30 protein-coding genes and 1 tRNA gene are annotated in these 26,484 nt (G+C 61.1%); 10 read left to right on the top strand and 21 right to left on the bottom strand.

Translation table 11 applies throughout. The features are described 5' to 3' along the window. Window positions 1-305 precede the first annotated feature (305 nt). Together CCR95_RS21155 and CCR95_RS21150 are read right to left on the bottom strand one after the other, a co-directional pair. Window positions 306-1,880, bottom strand: coding sequence for an AmpG family muropeptide MFS transporter (locus tag CCR95_RS21155; protein WP_201098186.1), 1,575 nt, complete (start codon window positions 1,878-1,880; stop codon window positions 306-308). Window positions 1,881-2,048: 168 nt separating this feature from the next. Further along, a complete protein-coding gene (locus CCR95_RS21150; RefSeq protein WP_201098184.1) occupies window positions 2,049-3,041 on the bottom strand; it encodes an acyltransferase family protein in 993 nt (330 codons plus the stop codon). Window positions 3,042-3,941: 900 nt separating this feature from the next. Here CCR95_RS21150 and CCR95_RS21145 point away from each other — a divergent pair. The 3 genes from CCR95_RS21145 to CCR95_RS21135 all read left to right on the top strand — a co-directional run bounded on the left by CCR95_RS21145 (window position 3,942) and on the right by CCR95_RS21135 (window position 6,813). Next, window positions 3,942-4,352 (top strand): hypothetical protein, encoded by a 411-nt coding sequence (locus CCR95_RS21145; RefSeq protein ID WP_201098182.1) that lies wholly within the window; start codon window positions 3,942-3,944, stop codon window positions 4,350-4,352. A 144-nt stretch (window positions 4,353-4,496) separates the two neighbouring features. After that, window positions 4,497-5,336, top strand: coding sequence for a HEAT repeat domain-containing protein (locus CCR95_RS21140; RefSeq protein ID WP_201098180.1), 840 nt, complete (start codon window positions 4,497-4,499; stop codon window positions 5,334-5,336). A gap of 1,078 nt (window positions 5,337-6,414) precedes the next feature. Beyond that, window positions 6,415-6,813, top strand: coding sequence for a hypothetical protein (locus CCR95_RS21135; RefSeq protein ID WP_201098178.1), 399 nt, complete (start codon window positions 6,415-6,417; stop codon window positions 6,811-6,813). A 199-nt stretch (window positions 6,814-7,012) separates the two neighbouring features. Here the strand turns inward: CCR95_RS21135 and corA are convergent, their stop codons facing one another. Further along, the gene (gene corA, locus CCR95_RS21130) at window positions 7,013-8,251 is read right to left on the bottom strand and encodes a magnesium/cobalt transporter CorA (RefSeq protein ID WP_242523400.1); all 1,239 of its coding nucleotides are present in this window, start codon (window positions 8,249-8,251) and stop codon (window positions 7,013-7,015) included. A 170-nt stretch (window positions 8,252-8,421) separates the two neighbouring features. Between corA and CCR95_RS21125 the strand changes: the two genes are divergently transcribed. The 5 genes from CCR95_RS21125 (at window position 8,422) to CCR95_RS25590 (ending at window position 11,617) form a co-directional block, all read left to right on the top strand. Next, window positions 8,422-8,979 carry a cytochrome b gene (locus tag CCR95_RS21125; RefSeq protein WP_201098176.1) on the top strand — a complete coding sequence of 186 codons (558 nt, stop codon included), beginning with the start codon at window positions 8,422-8,424 and terminating at the stop codon, window positions 8,977-8,979. Window positions 8,980-9,002: 23 nt separating this feature from the next. After that, window positions 9,003-9,536, top strand: a complete 534-nt coding sequence (locus tag CCR95_RS21120; protein WP_201098174.1) for a TRAP transporter small permease subunit — start codon at window positions 9,003-9,005, stop codon at window positions 9,534-9,536. A gap of 1 nt (window position 9,537) precedes the next feature. Next, window positions 9,538-10,989 carry a TRAP transporter large permease gene (locus CCR95_RS21115; RefSeq protein ID WP_201098173.1) on the top strand — a complete coding sequence of 484 codons (1,452 nt, stop codon included), beginning with the start codon at window positions 9,538-9,540 and terminating at the stop codon, window positions 10,987-10,989. A gap of 130 nt (window positions 10,990-11,119) precedes the next feature. Further along, window positions 11,120-11,278 carry a hypothetical protein gene (locus CCR95_RS25595; protein ID WP_242523399.1) on the top strand — a complete coding sequence of 53 codons (159 nt, stop codon included), beginning with the start codon at window positions 11,120-11,122 and terminating at the stop codon, window positions 11,276-11,278. A gap of 3 nt (window positions 11,279-11,281) precedes the next feature. After that, the gene (locus CCR95_RS25590) at window positions 11,282-11,617 is read left to right on the top strand and encodes a DUF302 domain-containing protein (RefSeq protein WP_338115464.1); all 336 of its coding nucleotides are present in this window, start codon (window positions 11,282-11,284) and stop codon (window positions 11,615-11,617) included. 122 nt (window positions 11,618-11,739) lie between these two features. On the opposite strand, the gene CCR95_RS21105 is transcribed toward CCR95_RS25590, so the two are convergent. From CCR95_RS21105 to CCR95_RS21085, 5 genes are all read right to left on the bottom strand, one after another. After that, window positions 11,740-12,831 carry a TRAP transporter substrate-binding protein gene (locus CCR95_RS21105; RefSeq protein ID WP_201098170.1) on the bottom strand — a complete coding sequence of 364 codons (1,092 nt, stop codon included), beginning with the start codon at window positions 12,829-12,831 and terminating at the stop codon, window positions 11,740-11,742. A gap of 114 nt (window positions 12,832-12,945) precedes the next feature. Beyond that, a complete protein-coding gene (locus tag CCR95_RS21100; RefSeq protein ID WP_201098168.1) occupies window positions 12,946-13,428 on the bottom strand; it encodes a Crp/Fnr family transcriptional regulator in 483 nt (160 codons plus the stop codon). A 29-nt stretch (window positions 13,429-13,457) separates the two neighbouring features. Beyond that, window positions 13,458-14,855, bottom strand: coding sequence for a vWA domain-containing protein (locus CCR95_RS21095; protein ID WP_201098166.1), 1,398 nt, complete (start codon window positions 14,853-14,855; stop codon window positions 13,458-13,460). Then, entirely contained in the window at window positions 14,845-15,948 is a 1,104-nt protein-coding gene (locus CCR95_RS21090) for an AAA family ATPase (RefSeq protein WP_338115463.1), read from the bottom strand. The genes CCR95_RS21095 and CCR95_RS21090 overlap by 11 nt, the downstream gene beginning before the upstream one ends. 373 nt (window positions 15,949-16,321) lie before the next feature. Beyond that, complete coding sequence (locus CCR95_RS21085; RefSeq protein ID WP_207188705.1) at window positions 16,322-17,179, bottom strand: hypothetical protein; 858 nt, start codon at window positions 17,177-17,179, stop codon at window positions 16,322-16,324. A 24-nt stretch (window positions 17,180-17,203) separates the two neighbouring features. Here CCR95_RS21085 and CCR95_RS21080 point away from each other — a divergent pair, with 24 nt between their 5' ends. Beyond that, on the top strand, window positions 17,204-17,608 hold the full coding sequence (locus CCR95_RS21080) for a hypothetical protein (protein ID WP_201098162.1): 405 nt from the start codon (window positions 17,204-17,206) through the stop codon (window positions 17,606-17,608). Window positions 17,609-17,649: 41 nt separating this feature from the next. Beyond that, window positions 17,650-17,725: transfer RNA gene (locus tag CCR95_RS21075), tRNA-Asn, on the top strand. Window positions 17,726-17,910: 185 nt separating this feature from the next. Here CCR95_RS21075 and CCR95_RS21070 read toward each other — a convergent pair. The 13 genes from CCR95_RS21070 to CCR95_RS21010 all read right to left on the bottom strand — a co-directional run bounded on the left by CCR95_RS21070 (window position 17,911) and on the right by CCR95_RS21010 (window position 26,398). After that, window positions 17,911-18,108 carry a hypothetical protein gene (locus tag CCR95_RS21070; RefSeq protein ID WP_201098160.1) on the bottom strand — a complete coding sequence of 66 codons (198 nt, stop codon included), beginning with the start codon at window positions 18,106-18,108 and terminating at the stop codon, window positions 17,911-17,913. A 122-nt stretch (window positions 18,109-18,230) separates the two neighbouring features. Next, entirely contained in the window at window positions 18,231-18,650 is a 420-nt protein-coding gene (locus CCR95_RS21065; protein WP_201098159.1) for a DUF5681 domain-containing protein, read from the bottom strand. Between the two features lie 63 nt (window positions 18,651-18,713). Next, window positions 18,714-19,220: a hypothetical protein gene (locus CCR95_RS21060; RefSeq protein WP_201098157.1), complete on the bottom strand. Its 507-nt coding sequence runs from the start codon at window positions 19,218-19,220 to the stop codon at window positions 18,714-18,716. Beyond that, on the bottom strand, window positions 19,207-19,428 hold the full coding sequence (locus tag CCR95_RS21055) for a sigma factor-like helix-turn-helix DNA-binding protein (RefSeq protein WP_201098155.1): 222 nt from the start codon (window positions 19,426-19,428) through the stop codon (window positions 19,207-19,209). The genes CCR95_RS21060 and CCR95_RS21055 overlap by 14 nt, the downstream gene beginning before the upstream one ends. Further along, window positions 19,425-19,823 carry a helix-turn-helix domain-containing protein gene (locus tag CCR95_RS21050; protein WP_201098153.1) on the bottom strand — a complete coding sequence of 133 codons (399 nt, stop codon included), beginning with the start codon at window positions 19,821-19,823 and terminating at the stop codon, window positions 19,425-19,427. The genes CCR95_RS21055 and CCR95_RS21050 overlap by 4 nt, the downstream gene beginning before the upstream one ends. Window positions 19,824-20,150: 327 nt before the next feature. After that, on the bottom strand, window positions 20,151-20,504 hold the full coding sequence (locus CCR95_RS21045) for a hypothetical protein (RefSeq protein ID WP_201098152.1): 354 nt from the start codon (window positions 20,502-20,504) through the stop codon (window positions 20,151-20,153). Next, entirely contained in the window at window positions 20,498-20,809 is a 312-nt protein-coding gene (locus tag CCR95_RS21040) for a hypothetical protein (RefSeq protein WP_201098149.1), read from the bottom strand. The genes CCR95_RS21045 and CCR95_RS21040 overlap by 7 nt, the downstream gene beginning before the upstream one ends. Next, window positions 20,806-21,534, bottom strand: coding sequence for a hypothetical protein (locus tag CCR95_RS21035; protein ID WP_201098148.1), 729 nt, complete (start codon window positions 21,532-21,534; stop codon window positions 20,806-20,808). The genes CCR95_RS21040 and CCR95_RS21035 overlap by 4 nt, the downstream gene beginning before the upstream one ends. Next, window positions 21,531-25,055, bottom strand: a complete 3,525-nt coding sequence (locus CCR95_RS21030; RefSeq protein ID WP_201098145.1) for a DUF927 domain-containing protein — start codon at window positions 25,053-25,055, stop codon at window positions 21,531-21,533. Before CCR95_RS21030 ends, CCR95_RS21035 begins: the two co-directional genes overlap by 4 nt. Next, window positions 25,055-25,441: a hypothetical protein gene (locus CCR95_RS21025; RefSeq protein WP_201098143.1), complete on the bottom strand. Its 387-nt coding sequence runs from the start codon at window positions 25,439-25,441 to the stop codon at window positions 25,055-25,057. The genes CCR95_RS21030 and CCR95_RS21025 overlap by 1 nt, the downstream gene beginning before the upstream one ends. Beyond that, window positions 25,441-25,791 (bottom strand): hypothetical protein, encoded by a 351-nt coding sequence (locus tag CCR95_RS21020; protein WP_201098141.1) that lies wholly within the window; start codon window positions 25,789-25,791, stop codon window positions 25,441-25,443. The genes CCR95_RS21025 and CCR95_RS21020 overlap by 1 nt, the downstream gene beginning before the upstream one ends. Next, on the bottom strand, window positions 25,788-25,970 hold the full coding sequence (locus CCR95_RS21015; protein ID WP_201098139.1) for a hypothetical protein: 183 nt from the start codon (window positions 25,968-25,970) through the stop codon (window positions 25,788-25,790). Before CCR95_RS21015 ends, CCR95_RS21020 begins: the two co-directional genes overlap by 4 nt. After that, window positions 25,967-26,398 (bottom strand): hypothetical protein, encoded by a 432-nt coding sequence (locus CCR95_RS21010; protein WP_201098138.1) that lies wholly within the window; start codon window positions 26,396-26,398, stop codon window positions 25,967-25,969. Before CCR95_RS21010 ends, CCR95_RS21015 begins: the two co-directional genes overlap by 4 nt. Window positions 26,399-26,484 lie beyond the last annotated feature (86 nt).

Here is a 26,484-nt window from a genome sequence, read left to right as displayed (position 1 = left end):
GGCCCGTGGCCTGAGTGCGCGTCTTGACCCGAGGGGTTGCGGAAAGCATGTTCCGCGATAAACCTTTTATCGACTCAAACCACCGGAGGCGTGGAGCCGCGAAGACCGCGAATCCGACCGAACGGCCGTCTGGATGGATTGCGAGCCCATCGTCTGAAGGTCTATCCCTTGGGGCGAGACGAGAAGCCCGTTTTTCTTCGGTGCCGACGAGCGGCTTGGTCAGTATAGGCGCTCGCGCGGTTCGCACGCAATCGGCTAGCGCAATGGTGGGTGATTAAATTCCCTTGTGCTAGCCTCAACCGCAATCAGTCTTTCGCACCGCTCGCCATCCGCGCCTGATCGGCGATCGCCAGACGTTTGCCCGCCAGCCACACCAGACCGATGACCGGAATGCCGATCAGGCTGGTGAAGATGAAGAACCCCGGATAACCGATGCCGTTGACGATGGTGCCCGAATAGCCGCCCAGCAGTTTGGGCAGCAGGGTCATGAGCGAGCTGAAAATGGCGTATTGCACGGCGGTGAAGGAGACGCTGGTCAGGCTCGACAGAAAGGCGACAAAGGCCGCGCTCGCCAGCCCGGCGACCAGGTTGTCCGCGCCTACCGCGATATACAGGAGCACCAGATTGGCGCCGGCATTGGCCAGCGCGATGAAGATGAGCTGGGCCGCCGACGACAAAATGGCGCCGACCATCAGGATGCGCATCACGCCGTAGCGGGTCGCCAGCAATCCGCCGAGCAGTCCGCCGGCGATGCTGACGAAGACGCCAAAGGTTTTGACCGCAGTCGCGATCTGGGACTTGGTGAAGCCGAGATCCTGATAGAAGACGTTGGAAATGACCCCGAGCACGATGTCCGAGATGCGATAGAGCCCGATCAGTGCCAGCAGCAGGAGCGCGGTTTTCAGGCCATAGCGACGGAAGAAATCCAGCGCGGGCTCGACCCAGGTCTCGCGCGCCATGACCCGGTTGATGGCGCCCAGTCTCACCAGCATCCAGCCGATCAGGACGCCCGCGCTCACCGCCAGCGCGAAATGCAGCATCTCCAGCAGAAAGCCGACCAGGACGCCGCCGCCCGCGGCGGTCTTCAAGCCGGTAAAGGGCGCGTCGCCCAGGAAAAAGACCGTCGCGAAGGTGGCGGCCGTGACGGCGAAGACCGCCAGCAGACGCAGATAATCCGTGGGGGCATAGTGATGATCGGCGGAGCGGTCGGTCTCGGGTTCGCGGATCGTCAGGGTCGTGATCAGCCCGACCAGCATGGTGCTCGCCATGACGAAATAGGTCATCCGCCACGCCCCGTAGTTGTACGCGCCAGCCTCCGATCCGAACAGATCCGCCAGATAGAGCGCGCCGGCGCCCGCCACCACCATGCCGATGCGGTAACCGGCGATATAGGTGGACGACATCAGCGCCTGGAGTCGCGGCGCGGCGGACTCGATCCGGTAGGCATCGATCACGATGTCCTGGGTCGCCGCCGAAAAGCCGAGTAGCACGGCGGCCAGCGCCATCCGCGTCAGGCTGTCGACGCCCGTCGAGGGATCGGTCAGGGCCATGAACAGGATGGCGGCGATGATCGAAGTCTGGGCGACCAGCAGCCAGGCCCGGCGCCGACCGAACCAGCGGGTGAGAAAGGGCACCGGCAGACGGTCGATCAGGGGCGCCCAAATGAATTTGAACGAAAAGGCCAGCGCCGCCCAACTGAAAAAGGTCACCGCGTTGCGCTCGATGCCGGCCTCGCGCAGCCACAGCGAGAGCGAGGAAAAGATCAGAAGCAGCGGAATCCCGGCCGAGAAACCGAGAAACAGCATGGAGATCACGCGGGGATGACGCAGCGAGACGAGCGATTCGCGCCAGGAATGCGGAGCGGCGGCGGGCTGAATCATGGAAGACGCCATAGTAGGGCCAGAGTCGGGGGAAGCCGTCGGGAGGGTCGCGAACGCTGGAGCGTGGATGGGAGCCGCCGCGCGTCACGATGTGAGGGGGGCGAGGATACGCCGTGGGCGGGGATGTCTCAAGCCGGGCAGGCGGCCATCGCCGCCTGCGCAACGCCCCTATCTCCCGTCAGGCATCCAGCGCGCCGCCAGTCCATCGTAACCGCGCTGCATGACGTAGCCGAGCAACAGGCTGATGGGCAGCGCGACCAACAGAAGATACAGAACCTGCTCCGCGCCCTGTTCAGGGAAATAAACCGCGATCGCCGCCTTGAAGATCAGCCGATGAAAGAGATAGAGGCCGAAGCTCGCATAGGCGAGCAAGGCAACGGTCGGAGCATGGAGCCGACCGGCGATCCGGTCGGCGAAGACGAAAAGCGTCAGGGCGCTGACCAGGATCAGGGGCATGAGGAGAAAGATGCCCCGGAGCGACCATTCGTTGCCAGTCACGCTTAGCGGGAGCAGCAGGATCAGCAGTCCGAGCAGGATCCAGTCGTACCGTTTCGCCAGCGCGCCGAGAGACGCCTGGCGCCGATAGAGAATGCCCAGCACGAAGACCGGCAGATACAGGAGGATGCGCAGGTCGAGGTGCCTGATCCATTGGTGCCAGCCAACCAGCGCCACCAGCAGCCCGCCGCCAATGAGGACGGCGAGCGCGGGTCGATGCGCGAAGCGAATAAGCGGGGGCGCGATCAGATAGAACACCATGATCATGGTGACGAACCACAGGGTCGGCATCGCCGGCGGACTGAACATCGAGATCAGCAGGGCGCCCTCGACGACCTGCGTCTGACTGGCGATGCCGAACACGCCAAAGAGGATCAGGGCCAGCAGATACAGCGGATAGATGCGTAGCAGACGGCGGCGGTAGAAGGACCAGAGCCCGCGCGGATCGAGCGTGATCGCATGGCGCCCAAGCAGATAACCGGAGCAAAAGACGAAAGTCGCCAGCGCGGCGTATTTCAGCCCCTCGGTGAACCAGTTGGCGTAACCCGGCAGGGCCGTCGTGTAGGGGATCAGATGCCAGTAGCCGACGATATAGAGGATGCAGATGGCGCGGAGAAAATCCACGCCCTGGTTGCGAGAGTGGGCGGATGCGGCAGGGGTGGCCATGCGGGATCGATCTCCTGTTACTGAAGCTGAAATTGATCCTGACATCGCCGGGGCGCACTCGCCAGTCTCAGGTCGTTAGGTGATTTCCGGAAAAGGACTGACCCGTGTAGGGGCATACAAGGGGCGACTTAAGTCGCCCCTACAAACTACAAACTGATTCCCGGAAATCGCCTTAAAGAAAGCCAGCCGCCGCGCCGGAAGCGCCACGGCATGAGCCCGGCGATGGCCAGGCAAACCACCCAAAAGCTCGCCTAGCTGAGCCGCCGTGCATTCTCAGGGATCGCATGTTCATTCTATAGACGCCGGCCAGGAAAGTCAGCAAAATGAAGATCGTCCCAATAGATACGATTGAGTATTTTCCCCCAGAATAAAGATCGCCTCAATAGACTCGACTGAGTACTTTCCCTGATCGTTATTTAAGAAAAATTGATCGAAACCGCACCTCTGAGTATTCATACGCATAGCAAACGAGTTGCCTATCAACTATCTTCCTTATCACCGCATCTGACACGAACAGGCTGGATGCCAGTATTGACCGTTAATTTGCGGTGAAAAGGGGTAGCGACGTAGAACTCGGCACGGGTCTCTATCCAATGAGAAAAAGGACTTTCATGCCTGATCGATGAATCTTTTATGACTCATTGAATACGGGTCTTCAATAACTTGACGAGCTGTTTTTCATGGTCTAGATTCAATGATGAGCACATGGAACGCTATTAAAAGCAGTGTTCGCGGCAAACTCCACGCGCGGTATTAAGGAGCGTGGTATTGATGGATTAATAGAGCGTAGAACGAAGTACGCGAAGAAGCGAAGAAGTGGGAAGACAGAGAAGTCGAACTCCTCCCGCCTCCCGTGTGCCGTTAACATTTCACTTTTAACCTGACTAGGAGAATGACGCAATGAACAAGCAATTACTCGTAGCCGCCGCTAGTGCCGCCTTGTTGTCGATGGGTTCTAATGCCTATGCGCAGCAGGGGGAAGATATTTTCCATACGGCGCATCTGCCGGCGGTCCCTGGGGCCGAGATCCAATGCACTGTTGTCAATGCGGACAGCAGCTTTGAGGGAGTGACAGCGGAGCTGTTTAAGGTGAATAACGATGGCACCTCCGCCACTGTCAAGAAATCGGCCTATACCGCCCTCGTCGAGGGGGAAGGTTTCAAAATCACTCACACGCACAATGGAGCAAAACAGAACTTCTATTGTGTGTTTACCGGTGACGGCGATCCGGATGTTGCTGCCGCGATCGTCATCCAGAAAGGCACCGAACAGAATAGTGAGACGGCCGAGCAACGTGACGGCAATCCTTAGAAAGGCTGCAGTTCAGGATTCGCTTGCGTACACGTAGGTAATCCGAACGCTACCGTCTAAGTTGGGGCGCGCGTAAGCGTGCCCCTTTTATTTCTTGCGCTATGACGGGGCGTTGCCAAACCCCAATCAGGAGCTTTCGGAAACATGACGAAAAATGGCGGATCGAAGGGCAAAATCGTTTGGGCGTGGTCTATTCTCCCGCTCTTCGTGGTCGCGGGCGTTATCATCGCGGTGATGTGGCAGAAACCGACGGAACCCGAGATCGGGGCGGTGTCGCCTGAAGCCGGAGTGGTCGTCCCTGAGACCAGCGGCCTGTCAAATAAGGTCACGACGGTGCAAAGCCGCGACATCACCGTCAAGGAGCCAACTGCATCGCCTGCGAATGCGGCTTCTCCCGAGACTCAGCGCACGGAGGCAGTCGTTGATCAGGGGCGAGTTGAAGAGGGGCTGGATCGGGTTGACGAAAATCTTGAGTCCTATTTGGCAGGGCTCGCCAAAGCGTCAGCAGCCACATTGCGGCAAGAGGCGCTGACGCATCCGGAGGCAGAGGTTCGTGACGTGGCCGTTTACTATTTGTCCGAGCAGATCTATGCCCCGAAACCAAATGAGCCAGTCACAAGAGAACAGGTGGCGGAAGCGATCGATACCTTTGGAAATACGCTGCGCGATGCAGACGAAAGCGTGCGTCTCTCTTCCCTGCGCGCGCTCAGAGAGATACATGATGAAGCCTTGAACAAAGATGTCCGCAACAAAAATGCGACCTTTGAATGGCTAGCAGAGACGGCGCGATACGATAGCAGCGAGGAAATTCGAGAGTTGGCCGTGCAAATTCTGGTGTATTACCATGGGAAGAAGGCCTTCCCTGTGGTGCAAGAACTCTTCGAACAAGATGCATCGCCGAGCGTGGTCAACGCTTCAAGAGTCCTCATCGACGATTACAAGGCGGGGGAGTTTGACGAAGTCACTGCATCCGCAGGGCAGTAAGCGGTTACCCTGAGAACGGGTTCGGTCTAAGACGCTGTATAGAAAATTGACCCCAATAAAAACGAAGCCTGAAGCCAGTAGTAAAAGCTAAAATCTTAGTTCATAGGCGATTTAATTGTTACCGATTGGTCTTCGTGCTCGCCTACTCGGCGAGCACGAAGACCATGAAGCAGATCGTCGTTTTAGCCCCATCGATCATCGCCCCACGCAAATCACCACCGTCGACTCTCCATGCCCAGCACCGGCTCATATAGCCGTTGGGGCGGGTTTGAAACCAGCCCCTTGTCCGGTTATCGCGTTCGATGGCTATCGCAGCGTTCCCGCTTGAGCGCTGACAGCGCTTCAGCCATTTCGTGGCCAAACATCCCCATCGCGCTCTCCCTCTTTTTTCGCTCCTTGTGATCTTCACAACTCTTCCGAACCGCCTCCCGCCACTTGCCCTGAATTGACCGCGAGGCGGTGGATGGTCGAAACCGGAGCTTTCGCCCTGGAGGCGGTTTGGTCGGATCATCCTGAATCCGGCGCCGGAAGGCTTCGCTGGATATGGAGATTCTCAAGACGCAACACTGTCCCATCCGTGTGACTGTTTTGCAAAAGTGTCACAAAAATGAACAGTTCGGTTTTTTCCCGAGTCTCAGTGCCGGATCATGGCCGTGAGTGTATGAAATTATCTCTTTTAATTTAAATGGTTAAGAGCCATGGCATGCAGGATTCATGGGTGCTTGGACAAACGTGAAGCGGTGATTCCGGGGTGATCGAGACGCTTCGAGAAGGCTTTTCGTCGCGCTCAGGGTACGGAAATCAAGACTCCGCGTGCCTGGTGGACAGCACAAAAAATTTCTTTCTTTCAATAGATTCAGCACGGATTTCGTGCTTTTGAAACACCAAGGCATTCCACCGCGTATCACCGATGTGACACATCGGCCCTGGGCCGGGATCGCCTGCCGATAGAAGCAATTGATTTTATTGTTTTCGAAAATTGGCACGTTAATCGCTTTAAATAATGAAGGGCGTCGTCAGATACAAGGACGCATCATTTTTTTCGGATTCGTCACGGTAGATGGGAGAGAGTGGCGCAATGAACAAGCACTTACTTGCAACCGCCGCTAGCGCCGCCTTGTTGTCGATGGTTTCCAACGCCTATGCGGACGACATTTTTTCTACGGCGCCTCTGCCAGCGGTCCCCGGATCGCAGATCCTCTGCACTGTTGTAAATGGTGGCAGCCGCGTCGAGTTTGTGCGAGCGACGTTGTTTCGGGCGAACAACAACGGCACAGCCGCCGTTGTAAAGAAGTCTGCCGAGACCGCTCTCATCGTGGGGGAAGGTTTCAAAATCTCTTTCACGAACGTCGGAAATACCAGGAACTTCTTTTGTCAGTTCGAAGGTGACGACGATTCGGGTCTTGCTGCCGCGCTCGTCGTCCAGAAAGGGGAGATGCAGAATAGTGAGACAGCCGAGCAACGTCACTGCCCGTAGAACGGCTGCGGTTTAGGATTCGCTTGCGTACACGTCAGTAATCCGAACTGAACCACAACCCTTCCGGAATGACTTGACCAAGCGTTAAACCCCGTAGTAGCCCGCTTGCGGGCGACAGGCGGGGCACACGGAAGGCATTTTGGCGTGTCACGTCGCCCGCAAGCGGGCTCCTACGGGTAAGATCTTTCGCAAAAATCGCCTAAAGCCAGCCGCCACGCCGGAAGCGCCACAGCATGAACCCGGCAATGGCCAGGCACACCGCCCAAAAAACCGGGTAGCTGAACCGCCAGGCATTCTCGGGGATCGGCATGTTCATTCCATAGACGCCGGCCAGGAAGGTCAGCGGGATGAAGATCGTTCCGATGATGGTCAGTACCTTCATGATGTCGTTGGTGCGGTTGGACATCACCGAGACATAGGTTTCGGTCACCGCGCTGGCGATCTCGCGGTAGGTCTCGATCAGGTCGATGATCTGGACGCAGTGGTCCTGGACATCGCGGAAATAGGTCTGGGCGATCTCGGAGAGACACTCGTGACGCTCGCGCTGAAGCTGGGACACCAGCTCGCGCATCGGCCAGGCGGCGCGACGGATCATGACCAGATCCCGCTTGATGAGATGCATGGCGTGCAGACTCTGCATCCGAGGCTTGGTCAGCACATCCTCCTCGGCTGCCTCCAGACGCTCGGAACTTGCATCGAGCACGGGGAAGAAGCCGTCGACCAGGGCGTCGATCAGGGCGTAGAGAAGGAAGCTGGCGTCATGCTGGCGCACGCGCGAGAGAGGATTGTCGAGCCGACGCTGAATCTGCTCGATGGCCGGGCTGGAGTTCTGTTGGAAGCTCAATAGCGTGTTGCGGCCAAGGAAGCAACCGATCTGCTCGGCAAGCATCTGATGATCATCGGTCAAGCGGACGCTGCGCGCGATGACGAACAGTCGCCCCGGCAGTTCGCCGATGGCGGGAAAATCCTCCAGCTTCGGGCGATGGCCGGCATGGAGGACATCTTCGATGGCCAGGGGATGCAGTTGGTATTTTTCGGCGATGGCGCGGATGACGCCCTGATCCTGCAACCCCTCGACATGAATCCAACGCACCTGCGACCACGACGGGCGGTGGACGGCGAGGAAGGCGGCGATGTCGGTGACCTCCTGGGACTGGATCTGCTCCGGGTTGTAATCGGTGCAGAAGACCCGTGCCGGATGGTCGGGCGGGGTCTGGATCAGCTCATGGTATTCGATGCCGGCGGCCAGGCCCGGCGGGGCGCGCTTGGATCTCGGCAAGCGCGCCCGCGCCGCCCGCTTGATATGCTTGTGCCCGGCGGGTTTGGGGCGGGCGCGATCGTTCTGTGCGGCGGTGCGCGGTGACCGGGGCGGATTGCCGGCATGTCTCGTCTCTTCCGGTGGTGCTCCAGCCGGTTGCGGGGGCAAGAGTGCGCGCATGGTTTCGATGGATCCGTTCGCCAACGTCAGACCGCCACTATCTGCCATGGCGCCCTGGCGAGCAAGCCACCGCTCGATAATTTTGCGGGGAGGCCGTCATCGGTCTCCCTGTTCCGCCGCGTTCTGTGCGAGCATAAAGGCCCTTTCAAATCACGGAAAATCCATCTGTCATGAATCAGAATCCCGCCCTGCAACGTTACAACCTGCTGTCCCAGCTTTTTCACTGGCTGGTAGCGGCACTGATCATCGGTCTCATCGTCACCAATACCCTGCATCAAGGCGCGCCCGATCCCTCCGACCTCCGTGTCTCGTCGATCAAACTGCACATCTCGCTTGGCATCCTGCTGTTCCTGGTGACGATCGCACGCATTCTCTGGGCCCGGATCAGTCCGCAACCGACGCCGATCGATGCACCCCGGTGGACGCTCGTCGCCGCCAGGCTGGCCCATCTGGCGCTCAATCTCGCCACGCTGCTGATCCCGATGTTTGGCTACCTGCGGGTCGTTTCCAAGGGCCGCGTGGCCGAGTTCTTCGGCACCCCGCTCCCCTCGATCATCGGCGAATCGCCCTGGATCAACGACGCCATGCACATTTTTCACGGCGAACCCATGGAGATCTTCCTCTACTGCCTGGTCGGCCTCCATGTGGCCGCCGCGCTGTGGCATCAGTACGTCCGCCGCGACGGGTCGCTGGAGCGGATGCTGCCTTGGGGTGGACGGTCGGTCTAACGATCCCGTTGCGAGGCTTCCGAATGGAAACGCTGCTGTGCCTCTCGGCCATCATCGATACCTTCAATCGCCGACTTGGGCGTGCCACCGTCTGGCTGATCCTCGCCGCCGTGCTGCTCAGCGCACTGACCGCGACCCTGCGGTATCTGCTGGACTGGGGCTCGAACGCCATGATCGAGGCGCAGTGGTTTCTGTTCGGGCTGGTGTTTCTGCTGTGCGCCCCCTGGACGCTCCAGGAACAGGGTCATGTGCGGGTGGATATCCTCTATGGCCGCCTGCCGCCGCGCTGGCGGGTGGGGATCGACATTCTGGGCGGACTGCTCTTCCTGCTGCCGGTCTGTGTGTTGATCGTGGTCGACGCCTGGGGCTATTTCCTGATCTCCTTCCATCAGAACGAGTTGTCCATGAACCCCGGCGGGCTGCTCTGGTGGCCGATGAAGCTGGCGATCCCGGTCGGCTTCGCCCTGCTCGGCGCGCAGGGTCTGTCCGAGGTCATCAAGGGCATCGCCGCCCTGACCGGACACCGTCCGCTCCCGGACCTCAGGGGAGGTCACTGACATGGAAGCCTGGCTTGCCGCCAATCTGGCGCCCATCATGTTCGCGGCGCTGGTGCTCTTTCTGCTGATCGGCTATCCGGTCGCCTTCTCGCTCGCCGCCGTGGGCATGCTGTTCGGCCTGATCGGGATCGAGCTTGGGATGCTCACCCCGGCCCTGTTACAGGCGCTGCCGGATCGCGTCTTCGGCATCATGCGCAACGAGATCCTGCTCGCGATTCCCTTCTTCACCTTCATGGGGCTGGTGCTGGAACGCAGCGGCATGGCCGAGGAGTTGCTGGATACGGTCGGCCAGATCTTCGGCGGTATCCGGGGCGGACTCGCTTACGCGGTGATCTTCGTCGGCGCGCTGCTGGCCGCGACCACCGGCGTGGTGGCCGCCTCGGTGATCGCGATGGGGTTGATTTCGCTGCCGATCATGCTGCGCTACGGCTATCACAAACCGCTGGCGACCGGGGTCATCGCCGCCAGCGGAACCCTGGCGCAGATCATCCCGCCGTCGCTGGTGCTGATCGTCATGGCCGACGTGCTCGGGCGTTCCGTGGGCGAGATGTACAAGGGCGCGCTGTTGCCCGGTCTGCTGCTCACCGGGCTTTATCTACTTTATGTGTTTGGCATCACGCTGTGGCGGCCCGACTACGCGCCGCCCCTGCCGGTCGAGGCCCGCACCCTGCATGGTCGCGCGCTGGCCTGGAGGGTGGCGATCGCGTTGATACCGCCGCTGGCGCTCATCTTCCTGGTACTGGGGACCATCTTCATCGGCTGGGCCACGCCGACCGAGGGCGGGGCCATGGGCGCGGTGGGCGCGATGTTGCTGGCCGCCGCGAAAGGCCGGCTGAAGCTGGACATGCTGCGCCAGTCCATGACGACTACGGCCAAGATCACTAGCTTTGTGGTCTTTATCCTGATCGGCTCCAGCGTCTTCAGCCTCACCTTCCGGGGCGTGGATGGGGATCTGTGGGTGGAACACCTGCTGACGGGGCTGCCCGGCGGGGCGCTGGGGTTTCTGATCTTCGTCAACCTGCTGGTCTTTTTGCTGGCCTTTTTTCTCGACTTCTTCGAGATCGCCTTCATCATCCTGCCGCTGCTGGCGCCGGTTGCGGCGGCCTTCGGGATCGATCTGGTGTGGTTCGGGGTGCTGCTCGCGGTCAACATGCAGACCAGCTTCATGCACCCGCCCTTCGGTTTCGCGCTTTTCTATCTGCGCTCGGTCGCCCCGCCTCAGATCCGCACTGCGGACATCTACTGGGGGGCGGTGCCCTTCCTTGGGCTGCAGATTCTGATGGTCGTTCTGATCATCGCCTTCCCCCAACTGGTGAGTTGGGGACTCGATACATCAGTCGCGACCGGCGCTCCAACCGAAATTACGCTTCCCGACCAAGGTGGGTCGAGCCTGCTCGATAACGATGATTTTGGCGAACTCTTTCAGCCGCTACCGCCGAACGATCCGCCCTGAGAGCGGGCGCGGGCACTAGATCATCGCCCCTCATGCCGACAGCCGTCAAAGATGAATTTTCGTGCGTCAAGTACATTAGAATAAGCTAATATTATTGATAACAGATGCGTCAGAAACGGAGGATCCGAAGATGTCAACACGTCTCTTTCGGGGTTTGCTCACCGCTGGCCTGGCGATTCTGCTGACCGCACGCTCCGTGGGCTCACTGATGATCCATGAACAGCGGAGTCCCTATGATTTCGAAACCACGCTGGCGACCGTGGAGAAAAACGCGACGGCTCAGGGCTGACTCGTGGCCAAATCCTTCGACTTTCAGAAGTCCCTGTTGACCCATGGTCGACCGGATCCAGGGCGTTTGACTGTGATCAAATTGTGCTCACCTGAACTGGCCACGCGCCTCTTCTCGAACGACGAGACGAAATATGTGTCGGTCATGGCTCCGTGTTCGATTTCGGTCTTCGAAAAATCGGACGGCCATACGTACCTGGCGACGATGAACATGGGGCTCATGGCTCGGCTGATGGGCGACGGGGTCGGTCCGGTCCTCGCGGAGATTGCCGCAGATGATGCAGCGATCCTGCGCTTCGCCCAGGCGCCGCCGGCTGTCTCCGTCCTGGCCGGTCGTTAGCGACGGGCGGGGATTGCGTCAACCGCGAATCACCCCGCCGCGCATGGATTGCGTCGACCCGCGTCCCAGGTCAGTTGAGCCTCCCGAGGCCTGGCCGCTGGGACGGCCGCAGGGTCGGCCGGTCATTTCCGCCGCTGCACCGCCCGCATGAAGTTCGCCATCGAGGATTCGGCCACGCTCCACCAGGCATCGGAACTCTGCTGGAAGGCGAGCATGGACTCGTAGAGCGTCTTGAAGGTGGGATTGCGGGCGGATTCTTCCGCGTAGATCTCCTGGGCGATCTCGTAGGACTTGAGCAGCACATCGTCCGGGAAACGCCGCAACTCGGCGCCGTCGCGCATCAGGCGTTGCAGGGCCGGAGGGTTTTTGGCGTCGTAGGCGGCGAGCATCATCAGATGCGCCTCCCGGGAGGCGACCTCGAAGGCAGCGCGATAGGTTGGCGGTAGGGCCTCCCACTGCGTTTTGTTCACATAAAAGACCAGATGGGTGCCCGGCTCCCACCAGCCAGGGTAGTAGTAATACTTGGCGACCTTCTGGAAACCGAGTTTTTCGTCGTCGTAGGGCACGGTCCACTCGGCGGCATCGATGGCCCCGCGCTCCAGGGCCGGATAGATCTCGCCGCCGGGCAGGGACTGAGGCACCGCGCCCATCCGCGAGAAAATCTCCGCGCCGAATCCAGGAATACGGATCTTGAGCCCTTGGAGATCCGCGAGCGATTTGATCTCTTTGCGGAACCAGCCGCCCATCTGGGCGCCGGTGCTGCCGCCGGGAAAGTGGACGATGTCGTACTCCGCGAACATGGCGCGCAGCAGTTCCATGCCGCCGCCCTCATAGACCCAGGCGGACATCTGGCGGGTGTTGAGCCCGAACGGCCAGGTGGATTCCAGCGCCAGCGCCTTGTTCTTGCCGTAATAGTAATAGGAGGCGGTGTGACCGCACTCAATGGTGTTCTGCTGCACGGCGTCCAGGACGCCGAAGGGCGGGACCAACTCGCCGCCCGCGAACACCCGGATCTCGAAACGTCCGTCCGTCAGTTCGGCCACCCGTTTCGCCAGCGTCTCGGCACCGCCGTAGATGGTGTCCAGGCTTTTCGGAAAGCTCGACGCCATGCGCCATTTGATCGCCGGCGATTCGGTCTCGGCGCGGGCCGGCAGCGCCAGACCCGCCGCCACGGCGCCGACACTGGCTGATTTCAGGAAATCACGTCTCTGCATACGGTTCTCCCGGAGATATAGAGTTGTTTAAGCGTATCCCAATCGGGGTGGTCAGCCGTCCATCAGGAGCGCGACGAACGACCTCTAAAGATTGGTTCCGTCATGCTCCTCCGCTCAATAACGCCCGCCGGTCCTGAGCATGTAATTGCGCATCTCCGCGCTTTCCAGATTCATCCGCATGAGGTTGCCATGGGTGATCCGGAAGATGGCGCGCATCACCTTGTAGACGAGCCGCGGATGGGTTTCGACCAGGGCGTCGAAGTCCTCCGGCTCCAGGGTCAGGACGCGGCTCTCGCCCTCGGCGCGCAGGGCCGCCTTGCGGGTCGAGCCGTCGATAAAGGCGCGCGTGCCCGAGCATTCGCCGGGGCGCATCTGGTAGACGGTTTCCTCTTCGCCGCCGACGGATTTGCAGACGCACAGGCGGCCCGCGGCCAGCACGAACAGGGTGCGACGATCCTCGCCCTCGCGCACCAGCGTCTCGCCGGGCGACAGCGACAGCACGTCCATCCGTTCCGCCAGCACCTGACATTCGATCGCATCGAGTTCCTTGCCGAGAACCGATTGGGCCAACGCTTCCGTTTTGTTCAATTCGTTCATCGATTCGTCACCTGTGTGGTTCGTGATGGTCAGTCGAGCAACAGTTTACGCCCGAACGGGGGACGCATCGACGCACAGACCAGCGGCACGGCCCAGAGCACGGGGAAACGCGGAGAAAAATCGACGCGGCCGTCCAGATCGGTCAGAAAGACCCCGATGTCCGGTCCGTAGCGCTCGGCCTCCTTCAGCAGCGGCGTGAAGTCGGTCCCGCCGCCGCCCTCGAACCGCAGACCTTTCAGATTCGAGCGGCCCGGCTCGAACACCCGCGTGTCGGTGACCCGATCGTCGCCGATGATGACGACCACCCGCGCCTCCAGGCGCCGCGCGATCGCATCGATCTCGCTGGCGAACCGCTCCAGCAGCGGATGATCGATGGAGCCGGAGATATCGACCATCACCACCAGCCGGGCCACCGCCCTGGTCGCCGAAAACCCCGGTTCCCAAGGCATGCGCAGGCCGCCGCCGGGACGCCCCCGCCCCAGGCGTCCGCGATTGGCCAGGTAGGAGCGCGACGGTCGCGACCAGGATAGCTCCCGTTTCAGCGATAGACCGCGGGCAAGCTGGGTGCGCAGAAGTTGCTCCCAGGGAATCCGCGTCTTCGGCAGGTCGGCCAGCAGTTCGCGCAGCAGCGAATGGATGCCGTCGCCGGCATGCGCGCGGACGATGCGCTCGCGCCATTCGCGCGACCGCTCGGCCTCGGCCTCCGGGCGTTCGCGGTCGGCGGCGGGCAGCAGATCCCGGATGATGGTCGCGCCGAGCGCGCGCGCCCGCGCCGCGCGTTCGCCATCCTCGCGCGCGGTCGTTTGGCCTGACTCCGCCTCCCGGTCGCCAGCGCCCGCGCCGGTGGCCGACGACTCCCGCGCCGACCCCGCGCCAGCCTTAGAGCCGCGGGAATCGCCGCGTGGCCGACGGTCGTCGAGCGCCCGATACAGCCGCTCCAGATCCCATTCGAGCAAGGATTTCTCGACACTCTGGCGGATGTTCAGCGTCGCGGACAGCAGGTCTTCGAGCAGCACCGATCCGGGCGGCAGTTCAAGCCAGCTCAGATGGCTCAGTGAACTGTTGACGATGGCGTCGGCGCAGACATTGAAGAGTTCGTCATCGACCTCGCCGACGAGTCGTCGCAGTTCCAGCAGCCGCTGCGGATGGCGCAGCGCCACATGCAGCACCTGATGGGCGACCAGGCCCGTCTGCATCGCACCGGGCAAGGACGCGAAGTCGGGACCGTAGAAGACGGTCGCGCCGTCGTTGGCCGCGATGTCTGGCGCCTCGGCATGGTCGACGTCGAGATGACGCATCCACAGCGCCAGCCCGCCGCTGGAGGGCGCGAACTCCACCAGCGTCTGAATCGCACGGGTTCCGCGATGACAATAGAGACCGTCCGCGCCGGTCGTTCCAGGCGGGCTAGCAGGCGGGCTAGCGTGCATCCGCCGCTCGTTGTTCGGTATAGCGCCGATAAACGGGGCTTGCGAGCACCGCGCCTTCGAGTCCGCGCTCCAGCGCCTTCTGAAACAGCAACTCCATGGCCAGCGTCTGGGACTCGCGGATCGGCAGACGCGCGGGGCTGTCGATCTCCGGCAGTTGATCGACGATCTCCAGCGCCCGCGCCATGCGCTCGCGGTCGGTGGCCGCCGCCAGCAGCGCGTAGAGCAGGCCGTAGAGACCATCGAGGGTGCCTGGCAGCAGCGCCACGGTTGCCGGGCCCGGCGACGCGGCGAACAGCGCGATCACATCGGTCCCGGCCTGGATCTCGCGCAGCACGCCGAAGAACTCGGCGGCATTGGCCGCGCCGATGCGCCCCTGCACGAAGAGGCGTTTCCCGGCCTCGGATAGGTCCGACTGGAGGATGTGGGAGACATCCTCCCAACCCCGCGGGCTGGCGCCGACCAGATAATCGTTGGCGAGCTGACTGTGGGTGTCGTCCAGCTTGTCCGGGCGCACCTTCAGATAGGCCATAACCTCGGGCGCGAAATCCTGGTCGAGCGCGTATTCCAGAAAGGCGTCGATGACCGTCTGCACATTGAAATGGAACATCCGATCCGCCAGCGCCGTGCCCATATCGTGACTGACCGCGCCATGAAAGGTCGCGTTGCCCGCCGCGATCACCTGCCAACCGTCCGGCAGCCGATAGTTGCCGACGCGCCGATCCAGGATCAACGAATAGGCCGAGATCTGCAGCCGCTGATCCGCCGCCGTCAGCTCGTCCAGAAAGAGGATCCCCTGCGGCTGCTCCGGACCGGGCAGAAACTCGGGCGGAAACCAGACCGTCTGCTGGCGGTGCTCGTCGGCATAGATGGCGCCGCGAATATCGACTGGCTCGATGGTCGTCAGACGCAGATCCACCAGCGGCGCCTGGAAGTGCTCGGCCACCTGCCGGACGATCGACGACTTGCCGACCCCGCGGGTGCCCCACAGCATCGAAGCGCGCCGGCGCAGGATCGGATGCCGATACTGCTCGATCAGCGCCTGCTTGACCGCCGCGATCGAGACCGGCGGAATGTTCATGGGATTACCCTGCACGACATTGCTCCTGTGGACCGCGTCTTGGCACGGCATGCGTGACTGGCGCATCGACTCGGCGCTGTCCGAACCGAATACAGTATCGGAGTCGACGCGCGCTCGGTTGATGACCTTAGGCGATTTCCGGCAAACACCTTACCCATTGAGAGACGAGGAATGGACAGGATTAACAGGATTTCTCAGGATGAACAGGATGATAAGGCGTTGTTTTTAAATCCTGTCAATCCTGAAACATCCTGTTAATCCTGTCCATTTGAAGCTTTGATTCTGGTACAGACTTTCCCGGAAATCACCTTAAAATCATGTCAAGGAAGACGTCTCGCCGCTCGACATGGCGCCCGTCGCCAGCGACGCTGGTTTTGCAGCGGGCGGCTCAGGGTTCGGCGGCCTCGACGGGTGGCGATTCGTGATCCTGACCGGCGTGCGGGGTGTCCGTGCGCGCCAGCCAGCCAGTATTCGGCAAGGGTCGCGGCATCGGCGGCACCTCGATGCGCGGCATCTCACGCAAGGTGAAGAGTCCCGCCAGGACAATCAGTGGGGCATTGAAGATGAGTAAGCGCAGGATCGACCCTTCTTTCATTTCGATCCACTGGATCGCCGGCGTCAGGGCCAGCAGGGTCAGTCCGATGGTTAACGGAATCGCACGCTGGAAGGCCACGCGCCAGCGCGCGCGCCGATGGCGCGGATGAAACCGGCTCGGTGGCTGATCCAGCGTTTGCGCCAGGTGCGCGATGGTGCGATCCAGTTTGTCCTCGATATCGGCGGTGCATGCCGGCTCCTCTGGCCGGACGCGCAGATTGCTGCGCCAATGGTCGACGAACTCCCGCAAGGGCCTCCATTTCCAGCCCAGCACCGCCAGCAGATCGTCTGGAATCAGGAGCTTGGCGCCGGGGTCGGCGGTCAGCCTGAGTTCGACCGAATGGCGATTGTAGCGGCTGGACTTCAACTCCAGATTGACGCCGGCGACACGGGCCCTGGCCTCGACGATCACGGGTTGCGCGAAGTCGCTTAACGGCGGGTTCCGACCGGCTTTCTCGCCGCTCGTCCGTTCGATCAGATAACTGCGCGCCACCGTCACACCGGAATGAATCCGAAACTGGCGCCGGATCGGGACGGCCTCGATCTGTTCCAGCAAGCGACCGACATCGGGCCCCACGGCCGCCACGCTGGCCAGGAGACCGGAACCATCGGAAAGCGTCCGGATCAGCCAGGGATCTCCCGAATCAGGCACCTCCAGGGATAAAACCTCACGCACATGGAGCGGCAGCTCATCGGTTGGCGCATGCGCGACGGGATGGAAGACCAGGCGCCGCTCGGCGCGGTCGCTGGCGGCCAGATCCGCGTGCCGCCCGCGCTGCGTAAATGGCGCCATCAGCGACAGAATATCATGATGCGTCAGGGGTTTCGTCTGCTGCTTTCGCCCGTGGTAGACCGCGTCGGGCAAGGGCGCGGGTGGATCGTGCTGGATACGGATTTGTGTCATGAGATCTCTGACCGTTTCGGTCGTGTCGAGAACCGCCTGTACCTGTTTTCGACACAAAAGCGCCGCTCGGATATTTCTAGCATGCTTAACCGTATGGGTAAACCGGATCGGGAATTCAATCCGCAAAGACGGAGGATGCCCAAAGATAAAGCGGAAATCGACATCGGCCAATCTTGACTCCTTAGGAAGACATCGATAAGATTCCCAGCTCGCAATATTCCCTGGTAGCTCAGTCGGTAGAGCGGGTGACTGTTAATCACTAGGTCGGCGGTTCGAGCCCGTCCCAGGGAGCCAATAAAAATAAGGGGTTAGCTTCATCGGCTAACCCCTTTTTCTTGCCTAATCGCCTTCCGGGTAACGCTGGGGGTAACAAATTAACAGCGTTTGACCTGTTTTCGACTGTTACGCGGTGTCCCGCACCCCCCACAAAAAACCCGCCAAGCGGGCGGGTGTCTGTCGGTCGTCGGGTGTCTGGCTGGTCACGGTGCAGGCTTGCACTCTGCTCCGGCTCGCATCTGATGCACTCGCTCTCTCGCCGCTGCAATCTCTGGCGTCAAGGCTTCCGACACCGGACCCAACGGCTGACCACGCGCGGCCAGCAGGGCTTGCGCCAAGCTCGGCAACGTATCCTCTGGCTGGGCCTGTCGCTCCAGACTCTCAACTCTGCGTCGTAGCATCGCGACCTCCCTCGACGAACCGGACCTTGATGATGGTCGCGCCTTCAATCGCTGGCTCGTTGTCATCCTCGAAGAGCACGACAACGCGCGCCGCTCCCGTGCCCATCGCGTTTTCCAATCGCTCAACTCGGTTTTCGATCTGACTCGCCATACTTTGCCTCCAGGCTTTCGATTCGTTTGATGAGTTCACCGACTTCGACCACTCGCGCCAGACTGCCAAGCCCGGCCAGTAGACGGCTTGCCTGCTCCGGCGTGATGTCGGCGTTGCCGGTGGCCTGGATGATTGCCCGGCCATCTGCCGCCAGATCATCACCGGCCAGGGGGAGACTGACGGCCTGATCGGTGGGTCGGAGCGCGGGTAGCACGCGATCCATCACCAGCTTTGCCGCTGTCGTATCGCCCTGCTTCGCTGCCGTGACCATCGCGCTCAGGATTTCAGGCAGGTCCGCCTCGATGCTCTGGCGCAACTTCGTCATCTTGCAGACGGTGCCCGGACGTTTCCCCGCCGGGTTGCCGGACTGGCCGGGTTTGAACTTCGCCATCGCCTGTATCCCTCCTGCAAGATTCAGAATATCAATAGTATCGGCGATTATGATTGACGATGCCTATCGACTTGCATCCACCACGCGCGGGGCGTCAGCAGCCGCCGGGCAATGGACAACCTTCGCGCCTCCACCGAACGGATACCCGGTCTGCATCGGCTCGGGCTTGGCATCGGGAACCGGCTCGGCTTCGGGTTCTACCCATGCCTTGACTGACTCGACGCGAAAGCCCATCCACCCAAGCCGTTCGGCCAGCTTGGCTTTGCTTCGGGCGATGATTTGAACCGTCCGCTGATCTTCCGGCATTACCCGGCGCACGATGCCCGTTGTGTCTACCACGATTTTAGGCTTGTCGCCGGGCTGGCCGATCTTGATTGTCGCGTTGAAAAGCTGTCCGTCGCGTTGCGCCTCGGCGATCAGTCGCAATCTGGCAGCTTCGTCGTCGCCACAATGCGAGTTCCACAAGCTCGGGCGCATCGTTTGGGCGATGGACAAGTCAACAACGACCCATCCATGCGCGGCAAGCTGTTCTTCGGCGTAGATCTTCATCGGTGCTTCAGTTTGAATCATGGCTGTGTTCCTCGGGTATTTCGGAGTGAATGACCGCGCCAGTCGGCGGGTCGATTGGTGTGCCGTCCGGTAAATCAGCAGGGCTGATGCAGTGCTCCGCGAGCCATTTCCGGCATTTTCTCAGTGCCGCCTGTTCGAGTTGTGAGACGCGACCGGGGCTAACTCCGAGCGCGTCAGCGGTTTCGGCCTGGGAGAGCGGTTCGGTCATGGTTTCGCGTGACGCTCGATGATGGATCTCACCGTTGACTCGGGTATCCCGAGTTGCCGACCGATGGCACGGTTCTTCATGCCAGTTGCAGCCAGATCCAGGATTAGACGGTCGCGCTCGGCTTTGTCCCGTCGCACTACAAGCGCGCTACGGGTGTCAGTCGGTTTCTTGCTGGCTGTCTGCACTACTGGCGCGCTACCACCTTCCAGGTCGTCTAGGCGGCTCTCCACGGCTTCAAGACGAGACGCCAATGCTTCCATGCTCATGGGCGGCGGCGAGCCTTCCAGGGCGAGCAAACCACGCAAGATGACGGATGCCTGGGATTCGCCGGGCTGGGCCAATCGGCGGATGCGATCCAGCGCATCGGCTGGCAGTCGAAAGGAAGTTGGCTTCATGCGCTACGCTTGTTTACGGGTGTAGTGCATCAGTATAGCAGAATGGTGTAATGGCGTAGTGCGTCGGTAGTGCAGTCGTCGCTACTCGGGGGCAACTTTGGGGGTAACTCTGAATCCTGTTTTCAGCAAAGCCAGCAACGGCGATGCTTGCGGCGGTCTGTTCGGTAGAGCGTACATCTACCGATGCGGGTTTTGTTGCCAGCCGATGCTCGAAGGGGGTCGCTGTCGGCGATCCGCGCCGGGTCCGGTGATGAGGTATTCGGGTTCGTCCATTGGGCGTCTCCTGGGGTTGGACGCGCGCCACGGTGACGCGCGCCTGGGTGGCTGTCAGTCGTTCAACACCGCAATCGCAAAGCGCCGGTATTTTCCGCGCCCATAGGTGCCTGGAAATTTCCCCAGATACTCGATATGCACGAGCGAGCCGATACCGGCGTCGGCGAGCGCCAAGTCGCGCGCCATGTGCCCGAAGATCTGCACCGTGACTATCTCGCCGGACATCTGGCGGATGTCGATCTGGTTCGGCTCGACCGTGAAAACGTACTCGCTCCCACGCATCGGTCTTGTGGATGCGATGATTTCACCCTCGATGACCGCGGCGGGTGTGACGGGTACCCAGATCGGCGGCGGGCGGTTCTGCTCGGCGATCAGGCGCAGTTGGGTCAAGCGGTCGGTGGTCACCATGGGGATGTCTCCTTGAATTGGGTGGCGCTCGTGCGCTGCTCCAGTAGCCAGCGGGTTGCCGTATTGCTCGATTTGCTGTTGCCGTGCTTGTCGGGATGACAGCAGCCGATCAGGATTTTCAGGATGTCGGGCGGGATGGCAGGCGGTGCCTTGCGTTCCAAAGCCAGTCGAAGCGTTCGCACCTCGCGTTCCAACTCGGGGTATTCCTCCAGCATGGCTTCGCGTAGCAACCAGCACGAGTAGCACAACTTCGCCGTTGGGAATTTCGGCTCGAATGATTCGCCGCAATGGGTACAGACCTTCATCGTCCTGCCCTCCCAGCCATGGCCCACAGCCGCGCATGCAAACCTGGATACCGTTCTTTACCGGGTCGCCTGTCTGGGTCATCCGCTCCAGGTGCATAGCCCACGCACCGCTGTAGCGCGTTCTGATCGGGTTCGTAGCGAGTGCCTGTCAACGGTAGCCGTCCAGCTTCGGCGGCCTGACATCGACCGTTGCGGGAAAGATTCCGGCATTGCCGACAGGTGCGCCTGTCGTCAGGCGGGAGTGTCACGGCGACCGCCACACCGAGCGCATGCGCCATTGCTCGCATACCTGCCAGCCGCTCGGGATCGCGTAACCCGTCCAGCCAGCCGCGGCGGATGACCGGGTCATCCTCCTGCCAGTGATCCAGCAGCGCCAGCGCCAGCGACTTGTCGTTGTCAGTGAGTGCAGCGGCAGGTGGCAGGTCCGGCTGAACCTCGACGGTGCAGTCGGGGTAATCCGCCTGGGCCTCGGTCAGCGGGATAGGTGGGTTGCGGCTCGTGGTGAATTGCTCGCCGGTGGGACGGGTGACGAGGAACAGTCGGTGAAGAGGCGCTGGATCGTTGGCTGCGAGCATGGCCATCAGTTCGGCCTTGTGCTCACGGATCTGGGGCAGCAGCCGCGCCAGGGCAGCTTGATCGCCGGATGCCTTGAGTTGTCCAGCGTCGTCAATGCGGACAGTGACGCCAGCGCCGGATAGGTCGGACAGCAGTGCGGCGGCGGTCATATCGCGACCTCCCCGTTGTCGTCTACCGAAAAAAACTCAGGATCTTTGTTTTCCGGGTGGACGGGGTGGACAGGGTGGACAGCGCCAGCAACTGCGCGGTTTTGTTCCTGTCCACCTTCGCTAGTGGACAGGTGGACAGGGTGGACAGCAGTTGTGTCGTCCATTGCGTCCCGTCCACCTTGTCCACCTTGTCCACCTTGTCCTTTTTCCGGGTGGACAGGCTCTAGCCCGCTTGTTTGCTGGGGTTGTCCACCTTGTCCACCATGTCCACCTGTTTCTGAGGATTCCCCGCTTTTTTCTCCATCAAGGATGGATGTCTTCACCGAATACATGCGCGGGCGATCCGCCCCAATGGTGACGCGCTCCTGAAGTTTTCCCTCACTGGTGGAGAGATACCCCGCTTTTTTTAGCGTCCTTGCAATCGTGGTCTTATCGTTCCCTGGTGCGGCCTCGACCAATCCGGCGTCAGTGAAATACCAGTGTCCTTTCGCATGATCGACATACCCCGCGCGATCCCTGACCGGCTCTGAAGCCCGTGTTGGTGCCGGGTACTCGTTCCCGTATCGACCAGTTCGCGTCTCCGGCTCCGGCTCATTGATGCGCTGGAACCGCGATTCATGTTTCAGGATGAATGCCCGCACACTAGAGACGATGCGATCCTCGTCAGTTTCCGCCGATGCACCGAGCCAAGCGGTCACCACCTCCTTGACTGCCGCGCGGACTTCGGACGCCTCGACCGGGATCAGCCCGGCATGGGCCGCGAATTCTCCAGCGACCGCAATCAGGGCGAAGCGACGAACAGCCCGCGCCGTTTCAGCCGGAATTGACTGGTCAGCGATCAGTGAAGCGGTCACCACCGCAACCTGATCCCTGACGTACTGACGCGCGGCTGAGGCGCTACTGAATTGTTCAGCAATCAACCGCACTAGTTCCGGGCCAGCCGTGCCGTAGGTGCGTGCGCAGGCGACCTTGACGCCGGACACAACCGACTCCCGTTCGGACGCTGGCGAGGCTCCAGCAATATCGGCAATCTCGACATCCAGCGCGCGATGCGTCAGGCCGCCCTTGACGTTGCGGGTCCGAGTGCCGTCGCCGTCTGGGTCGGACATCCGCGCATGGAGAGAGAGTTCGCCGGTACTGATCGCGATGGTTCGCCAGCTTCTCGGCTCCTTCATTTCCCGCGCAGAATTGAGCGCGGTCTTTCCCTGCCCTCCGGCAAGCTGATAGATCAGCGGTCGAATATCGCCAACGGTCGAACTGCCCAACTCATCCAGGACCAGCGGCATATCCGAATGCGACTCGGCCAGACCTTCCAGGCCGTTCCCTGTCACGTTCCATCGACGGATAAAGGTCAAGCTCGGCGCGTCGTTGGGATCGGCAGCGCAACCCCATGGTGATGCTGAAATCTGCCCGACCGTGGTTTTTCCACGGCTGGTCTTGCCCCAAAAATGGATGACGAACGAATCGCCAGCTTCGGCGAAGGCGAGCAAGGCGGGAGTCAGCCCGGCGCACAGTGCGAACAACATCGGACGATGACGACAGACCGGCGCGGCGACCTTGATTTGCCACTGCGCCAGGGTGCCGGATGCGTGCACCGTGCGGACGGTCGGCGAGTAGCGGTCTGGCTGGAAAACCACCTGCTTGGTGCCGTCGCGAGTGATAACCCGATCCGGCATGACGAACGACAGCGCGCCGGTCGGATCTTCCAGCCAGCCTAGACGTTTGGCGGATAGGATACGAACGTCCGTCTCCCACGATGCCAAATAGGACAGCAGGCGTTTTTCCTTGCCGGGGATAATCTTCAGTCCCTGTCGCGCCAGTTCGCGGGCGAGGATTCCGGCGTCCTCATGCAGCCGTTCAGCAGGAATTGCAGGAGGAACGATCTCCTTGCCGTCATGGTCCCGGAATGCCAGGACAAGGCCCCAATCGCCATGCGCGCCATTGGTCCGACCTGTCACGCGCAGGTGCCCGCAGACGGGGAGATACTCCGTCTCGTCTTTCTTTTCCCTGGCCTCGAAGACCATGCTTCGGGTCAGCTTCCAGCCGTCCGGGGCTTGTATGGAGCGCGGTGGCACTGGGTCCAGATCGTCCGGGATCTCGGACTCGTCAAACGCATCAGGAGTCGGCTCGTTCCATCCCAGCGATACCGGATCAATGCCTATCTGGCTGCAAAGCCATAGCGCCGCCTCGTTGGCAGTGCGCGCCGGAGTCCCCCACTTCATCACGACATCGATTGCCGTCAGGCCGTGCTCTTCGCCGTGGTCCTTGATCCCGGACGGGTGGAGCGAAAGATCCTCTTCCAGGTGGGGTCGCCCAAGCGATTTGGACGTGACGCGGTAGCCGCCTTGATACGGTTTTGCGGACGGGAAAATGACAGGCACCCAACAGTCCATATTGGCAAGCGCGGCGTCTTTGACCGAGCGGAAAAATCCACCTTCGGATCGGTCATGATGCGAGGTATCCGCCCGCACCTGCTCCGGTTTCGGCGGCGGTACTGGCTCGTTCAAGATCGCGTCGCGGTCGAATCCGAGCACGCCGATCAGTTCGTCCAGGGTGACGCGACCATCGGGATTCCATGCCAGCAGGCGGTGCTGGTGCGCTGGCTGATACTTGGTATTCGAGCCAACAGGCAGGCGGACGTAGCGCACCGGGTTGTTGCCGCTCGTATCGATCGGCAGATGACCTGCATCCCCGAGCGCCTGGTTCAATCTTGACGCAATGCCCATATCGGTAATGGGATCAACCAGCCGATAGCCGACCTGGGTATTACTGCGCCCTTCGGGATGGCTCGTTTCCAGGGTCCATGTCGAATCGATCCCCGGCAGCGGCGGCGAGTCGTCCAGGACCACCACAAACTGACGCGAGAAATTCTCCTTTCTCCGCTTTCTCGCGCCGCTGGCGTCGGGCTTGAGTGCCGACACCGAGAAATAGGTATTGCACGCTGGATAGTCGGCCAGGGTGCCGAATACCATGTGTCCGCCCCATTGTGCGTCGGTCTTCGGGTGGCCGATAAATTCACAAGCCCACAAGTATTCCTCTGGGGTCATGCCAGCGAAGAGCGCGGCGAGGAAGTCATGATTGCTGACGCTCACAGCGTCCTCTGCGCCGTCTGCGCCATCATCGCTAGAGTCGTACTCGATTGGATCGATGACCGCCTCTATGGTGCTGGTATCGGCTTGTGGGGCTGAATCGGTCGGTGCCGACTCGATTGGTTTGCCGGACGGCTCCAGGGCCACCTTGGCGTGCCCTTCGTACAGCGCCACAAGGCGAGCAAGCGCGGCCTGATCCTTCATCTCCTGCTTGCCTTTGAGGACGCGGTTCAGGTTGCCCACGTCATACTCAATCGCAGCACCGAGCGCGGTTTGTGTCATCCGCCATTCGGCGTGCCGATCCGTGAGGGCTATCATCATCGCGGCGGCAGTCGTTGCGGCTTCCGGTTCAGTGGGCGCTTGCATGGCCTGACTGATGGCGTTCGCGGTCTTGTGGGAGGCTTTCGTCTCCCTTTGCTGGGAGGTTTCCATCAGGCGACCCCCCCCATTTCAGCAGACGGCTTGCGGTCGTGAACCCGACCGTCCGCTGTCACCCAGACGGCAACTCCGCTTCGGTGGTCGTGGATCTCAAGCGGCCAAAGATCGGACTCCCGACCTTCGTAATCGTCCAGCGTATCGGTTGACAGTGCTGCATCGCAGGGTTGGACCGAGCGCAGCACGGCGGCGACGATAGCCGCCTCGGTTTCGGCCTGAACTTCAAGCGCGAAGATGACACCCCGACGGGCGGACAGCCAGAGGGCAATCAAGGATGGGTCGACCATCTCCGAGCGGGATAGACGGGTGACAGGCTTTGCCTTGAAAGCCAGCACGCGGGCGGTATCAGCGGGGGCCGAAGCCCCCATCATGGGGGCGGTCATCAGGCGATCCCTCCTTGAACGATGGTTAGTCGGGGGCGTTTTCGGATTTCTCTATCGAGAGAAAACATACCGTCGTCGTTCGCTCGATACTCTCGATCTCCGCTGTCGTCCTCACAATCGACCGAAAAAACACCATGCCGATGGTCAAAACGAACGCTTATTTTTGCGCCAGGAAACGCGGCAAAGAAAGCGCGCGACGTTGACTCGAAAACCGAACTCGTCAATCTTTCGTGGTCGCAGATTGCACCAGCGTCAGACTGAACCAAATCCCGTCCGTCCATGAACAAAACTCGGCAACTCGCTTTCCATTTCGCAATCAGCGCCTGGTCAATGTGGGCGATGGCGCTCATCGGTCGCCCTCCTTGCGCGCGTCAAGTTTCTGCTCCAAGCGGTCAAGAACCGCACGAAGATCGGCGATCAGTTGGCGGACCATGTATTCAGGAAGATACTGGTCAGCGTAAAGCAGCTTGACGCTTAGCTTTGTGGTGTCGGAAATGAGCTTGAGTGCCGCCGACGCTTGCTTGCTCATTCCGTACCCCCAGCCATCGGCGCCGCGTCCTGGTCGGCAGACTCGACCTCTTTCAGCGCCATCTGTAACCGCTCGATGGTCTCGCGGATGAGGCTGGCCTTTTCCTCTGGGGTTTGCTCGCGACGCGGTACCGGCTCCGGCTCGGGTGCCGAAAACTCGCCTGCTTGTATCGCGCGGATATGCTCAAACGTCTCCCCGAGACGATGAGAACCGGCGTCTATCAGCCGTAGGATCGCGCTCAAGGTGCGGGTGTTGAATGACTCGGGGTAATCGGCGCTGTTGCTCTCAATGGCGGAAACGATGTCGTCACCGAGTAGTGCGGCGGTGCCGATGGCGCTGGATAGCAGCCATAGCTCCGTGCTGGAATGATCCAGGACATCAGCGAGTAGAGCGCGGTCCTTGGCTGGCGTGCGTGTGGTGGTTTTCATGCTGTCGAAACTCCAAAGTGTTTTGGTTGGTTTCGACCTTCACGGGCAGATGACGCGAGTCGGAAACTGTGCAGGCGCACGGCTCC

Source organism: Thiocystis minor, assembly GCF_016653465.1.
Taxonomy (GTDB): domain Bacteria; phylum Pseudomonadota; class Gammaproteobacteria; order Chromatiales; family Chromatiaceae; genus Chromatium; species Chromatium minus.
This window is presented reverse-complemented; position numbering and strand designations above follow the sequence as displayed.

Bases quoted from the DNA above. Each gene is read 5' to 3' on its own strand.
- CCR95_RS21070 (WP_201098160.1), bottom strand. From the start codon at position 18,108: ATGCTACGACGCAGAGTTGAGAGTCTGGAGCGACAGGCCCAGCCAGAG.
- CCR95_RS21015 (WP_201098139.1), bottom strand. From the start codon at position 25,970: ATGAGCAAGCAAGCGTCGGCGGCACTCAAGCTCATTTCCGACACCACA.
- CCR95_RS21155 (WP_201098186.1), bottom strand. From the start codon at position 1,880: ATGATTCAGCCCGCCGCCGCTCCGCATTCCTGGCGCGAATCGCTCGTC.
- CCR95_RS21050 (WP_201098153.1), bottom strand. From the start codon at position 19,823: ATGAAGCCAACTTCCTTTCGACTGCCAGCCGATGCGCTGGATCGCATC.
- CCR95_RS21065 (WP_201098159.1), bottom strand. From the start codon at position 18,650: ATGGCGAAGTTCAAACCCGGCCAGTCCGGCAACCCGGCGGGGAAACGT.
- CCR95_RS21120 (WP_201098174.1), top strand. From the start codon at position 9,003: ATGGAAACGCTGCTGTGCCTCTCGGCCATCATCGATACCTTCAATCGC.
- CCR95_RS21010 (WP_201098138.1), bottom strand. From the start codon at position 26,398: ATGAAAACCACCACACGCACGCCAGCCAAGGACCGCGCTCTACTCGCT.
- corA (WP_242523400.1), bottom strand. From the start codon at position 8,251: ATGCGCGCACTCTTGCCCCCGCAACCGGCTGGAGCACCACCGGAAGAG.
- CCR95_RS21045 (WP_201098152.1), bottom strand. From the start codon at position 20,504: ATGGTGACCACCGACCGCTTGACCCAACTGCGCCTGATCGCCGAGCAG.
- CCR95_RS21140 (WP_201098180.1), top strand. From the start codon at position 4,497: ATGACGAAAAATGGCGGATCGAAGGGCAAAATCGTTTGGGCGTGGTCT.
- CCR95_RS21020 (WP_201098141.1), bottom strand. From the start codon at position 25,791: ATGAGCGCCATCGCCCACATTGACCAGGCGCTGATTGCGAAATGGAAA.
- CCR95_RS21080 (WP_201098162.1), top strand. From the start codon at position 17,204: ATGGAGCGGCAGCTCATCGGTTGGCGCATGCGCGACGGGATGGAAGAC.
- CCR95_RS21145 (WP_201098182.1), top strand. From the start codon at position 3,942: ATGAACAAGCAATTACTCGTAGCCGCCGCTAGTGCCGCCTTGTTGTCG.
- CCR95_RS21150 (WP_201098184.1), bottom strand. From the start codon at position 3,041: ATGGCCACCCCTGCCGCATCCGCCCACTCTCGCAACCAGGGCGTGGAT.
- CCR95_RS21040 (WP_201098149.1), bottom strand. From the start codon at position 20,809: ATGAAGGTCTGTACCCATTGCGGCGAATCATTCGAGCCGAAATTCCCA.
- CCR95_RS21125 (WP_201098176.1), top strand. From the start codon at position 8,422: ATGAATCAGAATCCCGCCCTGCAACGTTACAACCTGCTGTCCCAGCTT.
- CCR95_RS21035 (WP_201098148.1), bottom strand. From the start codon at position 21,534: ATGACCGCCGCCGCACTGCTGTCCGACCTATCCGGCGCTGGCGTCACT.
- CCR95_RS21115 (WP_201098173.1), top strand. From the start codon at position 9,538: ATGGAAGCCTGGCTTGCCGCCAATCTGGCGCCCATCATGTTCGCGGCG.
- CCR95_RS21025 (WP_201098143.1), bottom strand. From the start codon at position 25,441: ATGACCGCCCCCATGATGGGGGCTTCGGCCCCCGCTGATACCGCCCGC.
- CCR95_RS21105 (WP_201098170.1), bottom strand. From the start codon at position 12,831: ATGCAGAGACGTGATTTCCTGAAATCAGCCAGTGTCGGCGCCGTGGCG.
- CCR95_RS21030 (WP_201098145.1), bottom strand. From the start codon at position 25,055: ATGGAAACCTCCCAGCAAAGGGAGACGAAAGCCTCCCACAAGACCGCG.
- CCR95_RS21100 (WP_201098168.1), bottom strand. From the start codon at position 13,428: ATGAACGAATTGAACAAAACGGAAGCGTTGGCCCAATCGGTTCTCGGC.
- CCR95_RS21060 (WP_201098157.1), bottom strand. From the start codon at position 19,220: ATGATTCAAACTGAAGCACCGATGAAGATCTACGCCGAAGAACAGCTT.
- CCR95_RS21095 (WP_201098166.1), bottom strand. From the start codon at position 14,855: ATGCACGCTAGCCCGCCTGCTAGCCCGCCTGGAACGACCGGCGCGGAC.
- CCR95_RS21055 (WP_201098155.1), bottom strand. From the start codon at position 19,428: ATGACCGAACCGCTCTCCCAGGCCGAAACCGCTGACGCGCTCGGAGTT.
- CCR95_RS25595 (WP_242523399.1), top strand. From the start codon at position 11,120: ATGTCAACACGTCTCTTTCGGGGTTTGCTCACCGCTGGCCTGGCGATT.
- CCR95_RS21135 (WP_201098178.1), top strand. From the start codon at position 6,415: ATGAACAAGCACTTACTTGCAACCGCCGCTAGCGCCGCCTTGTTGTCG.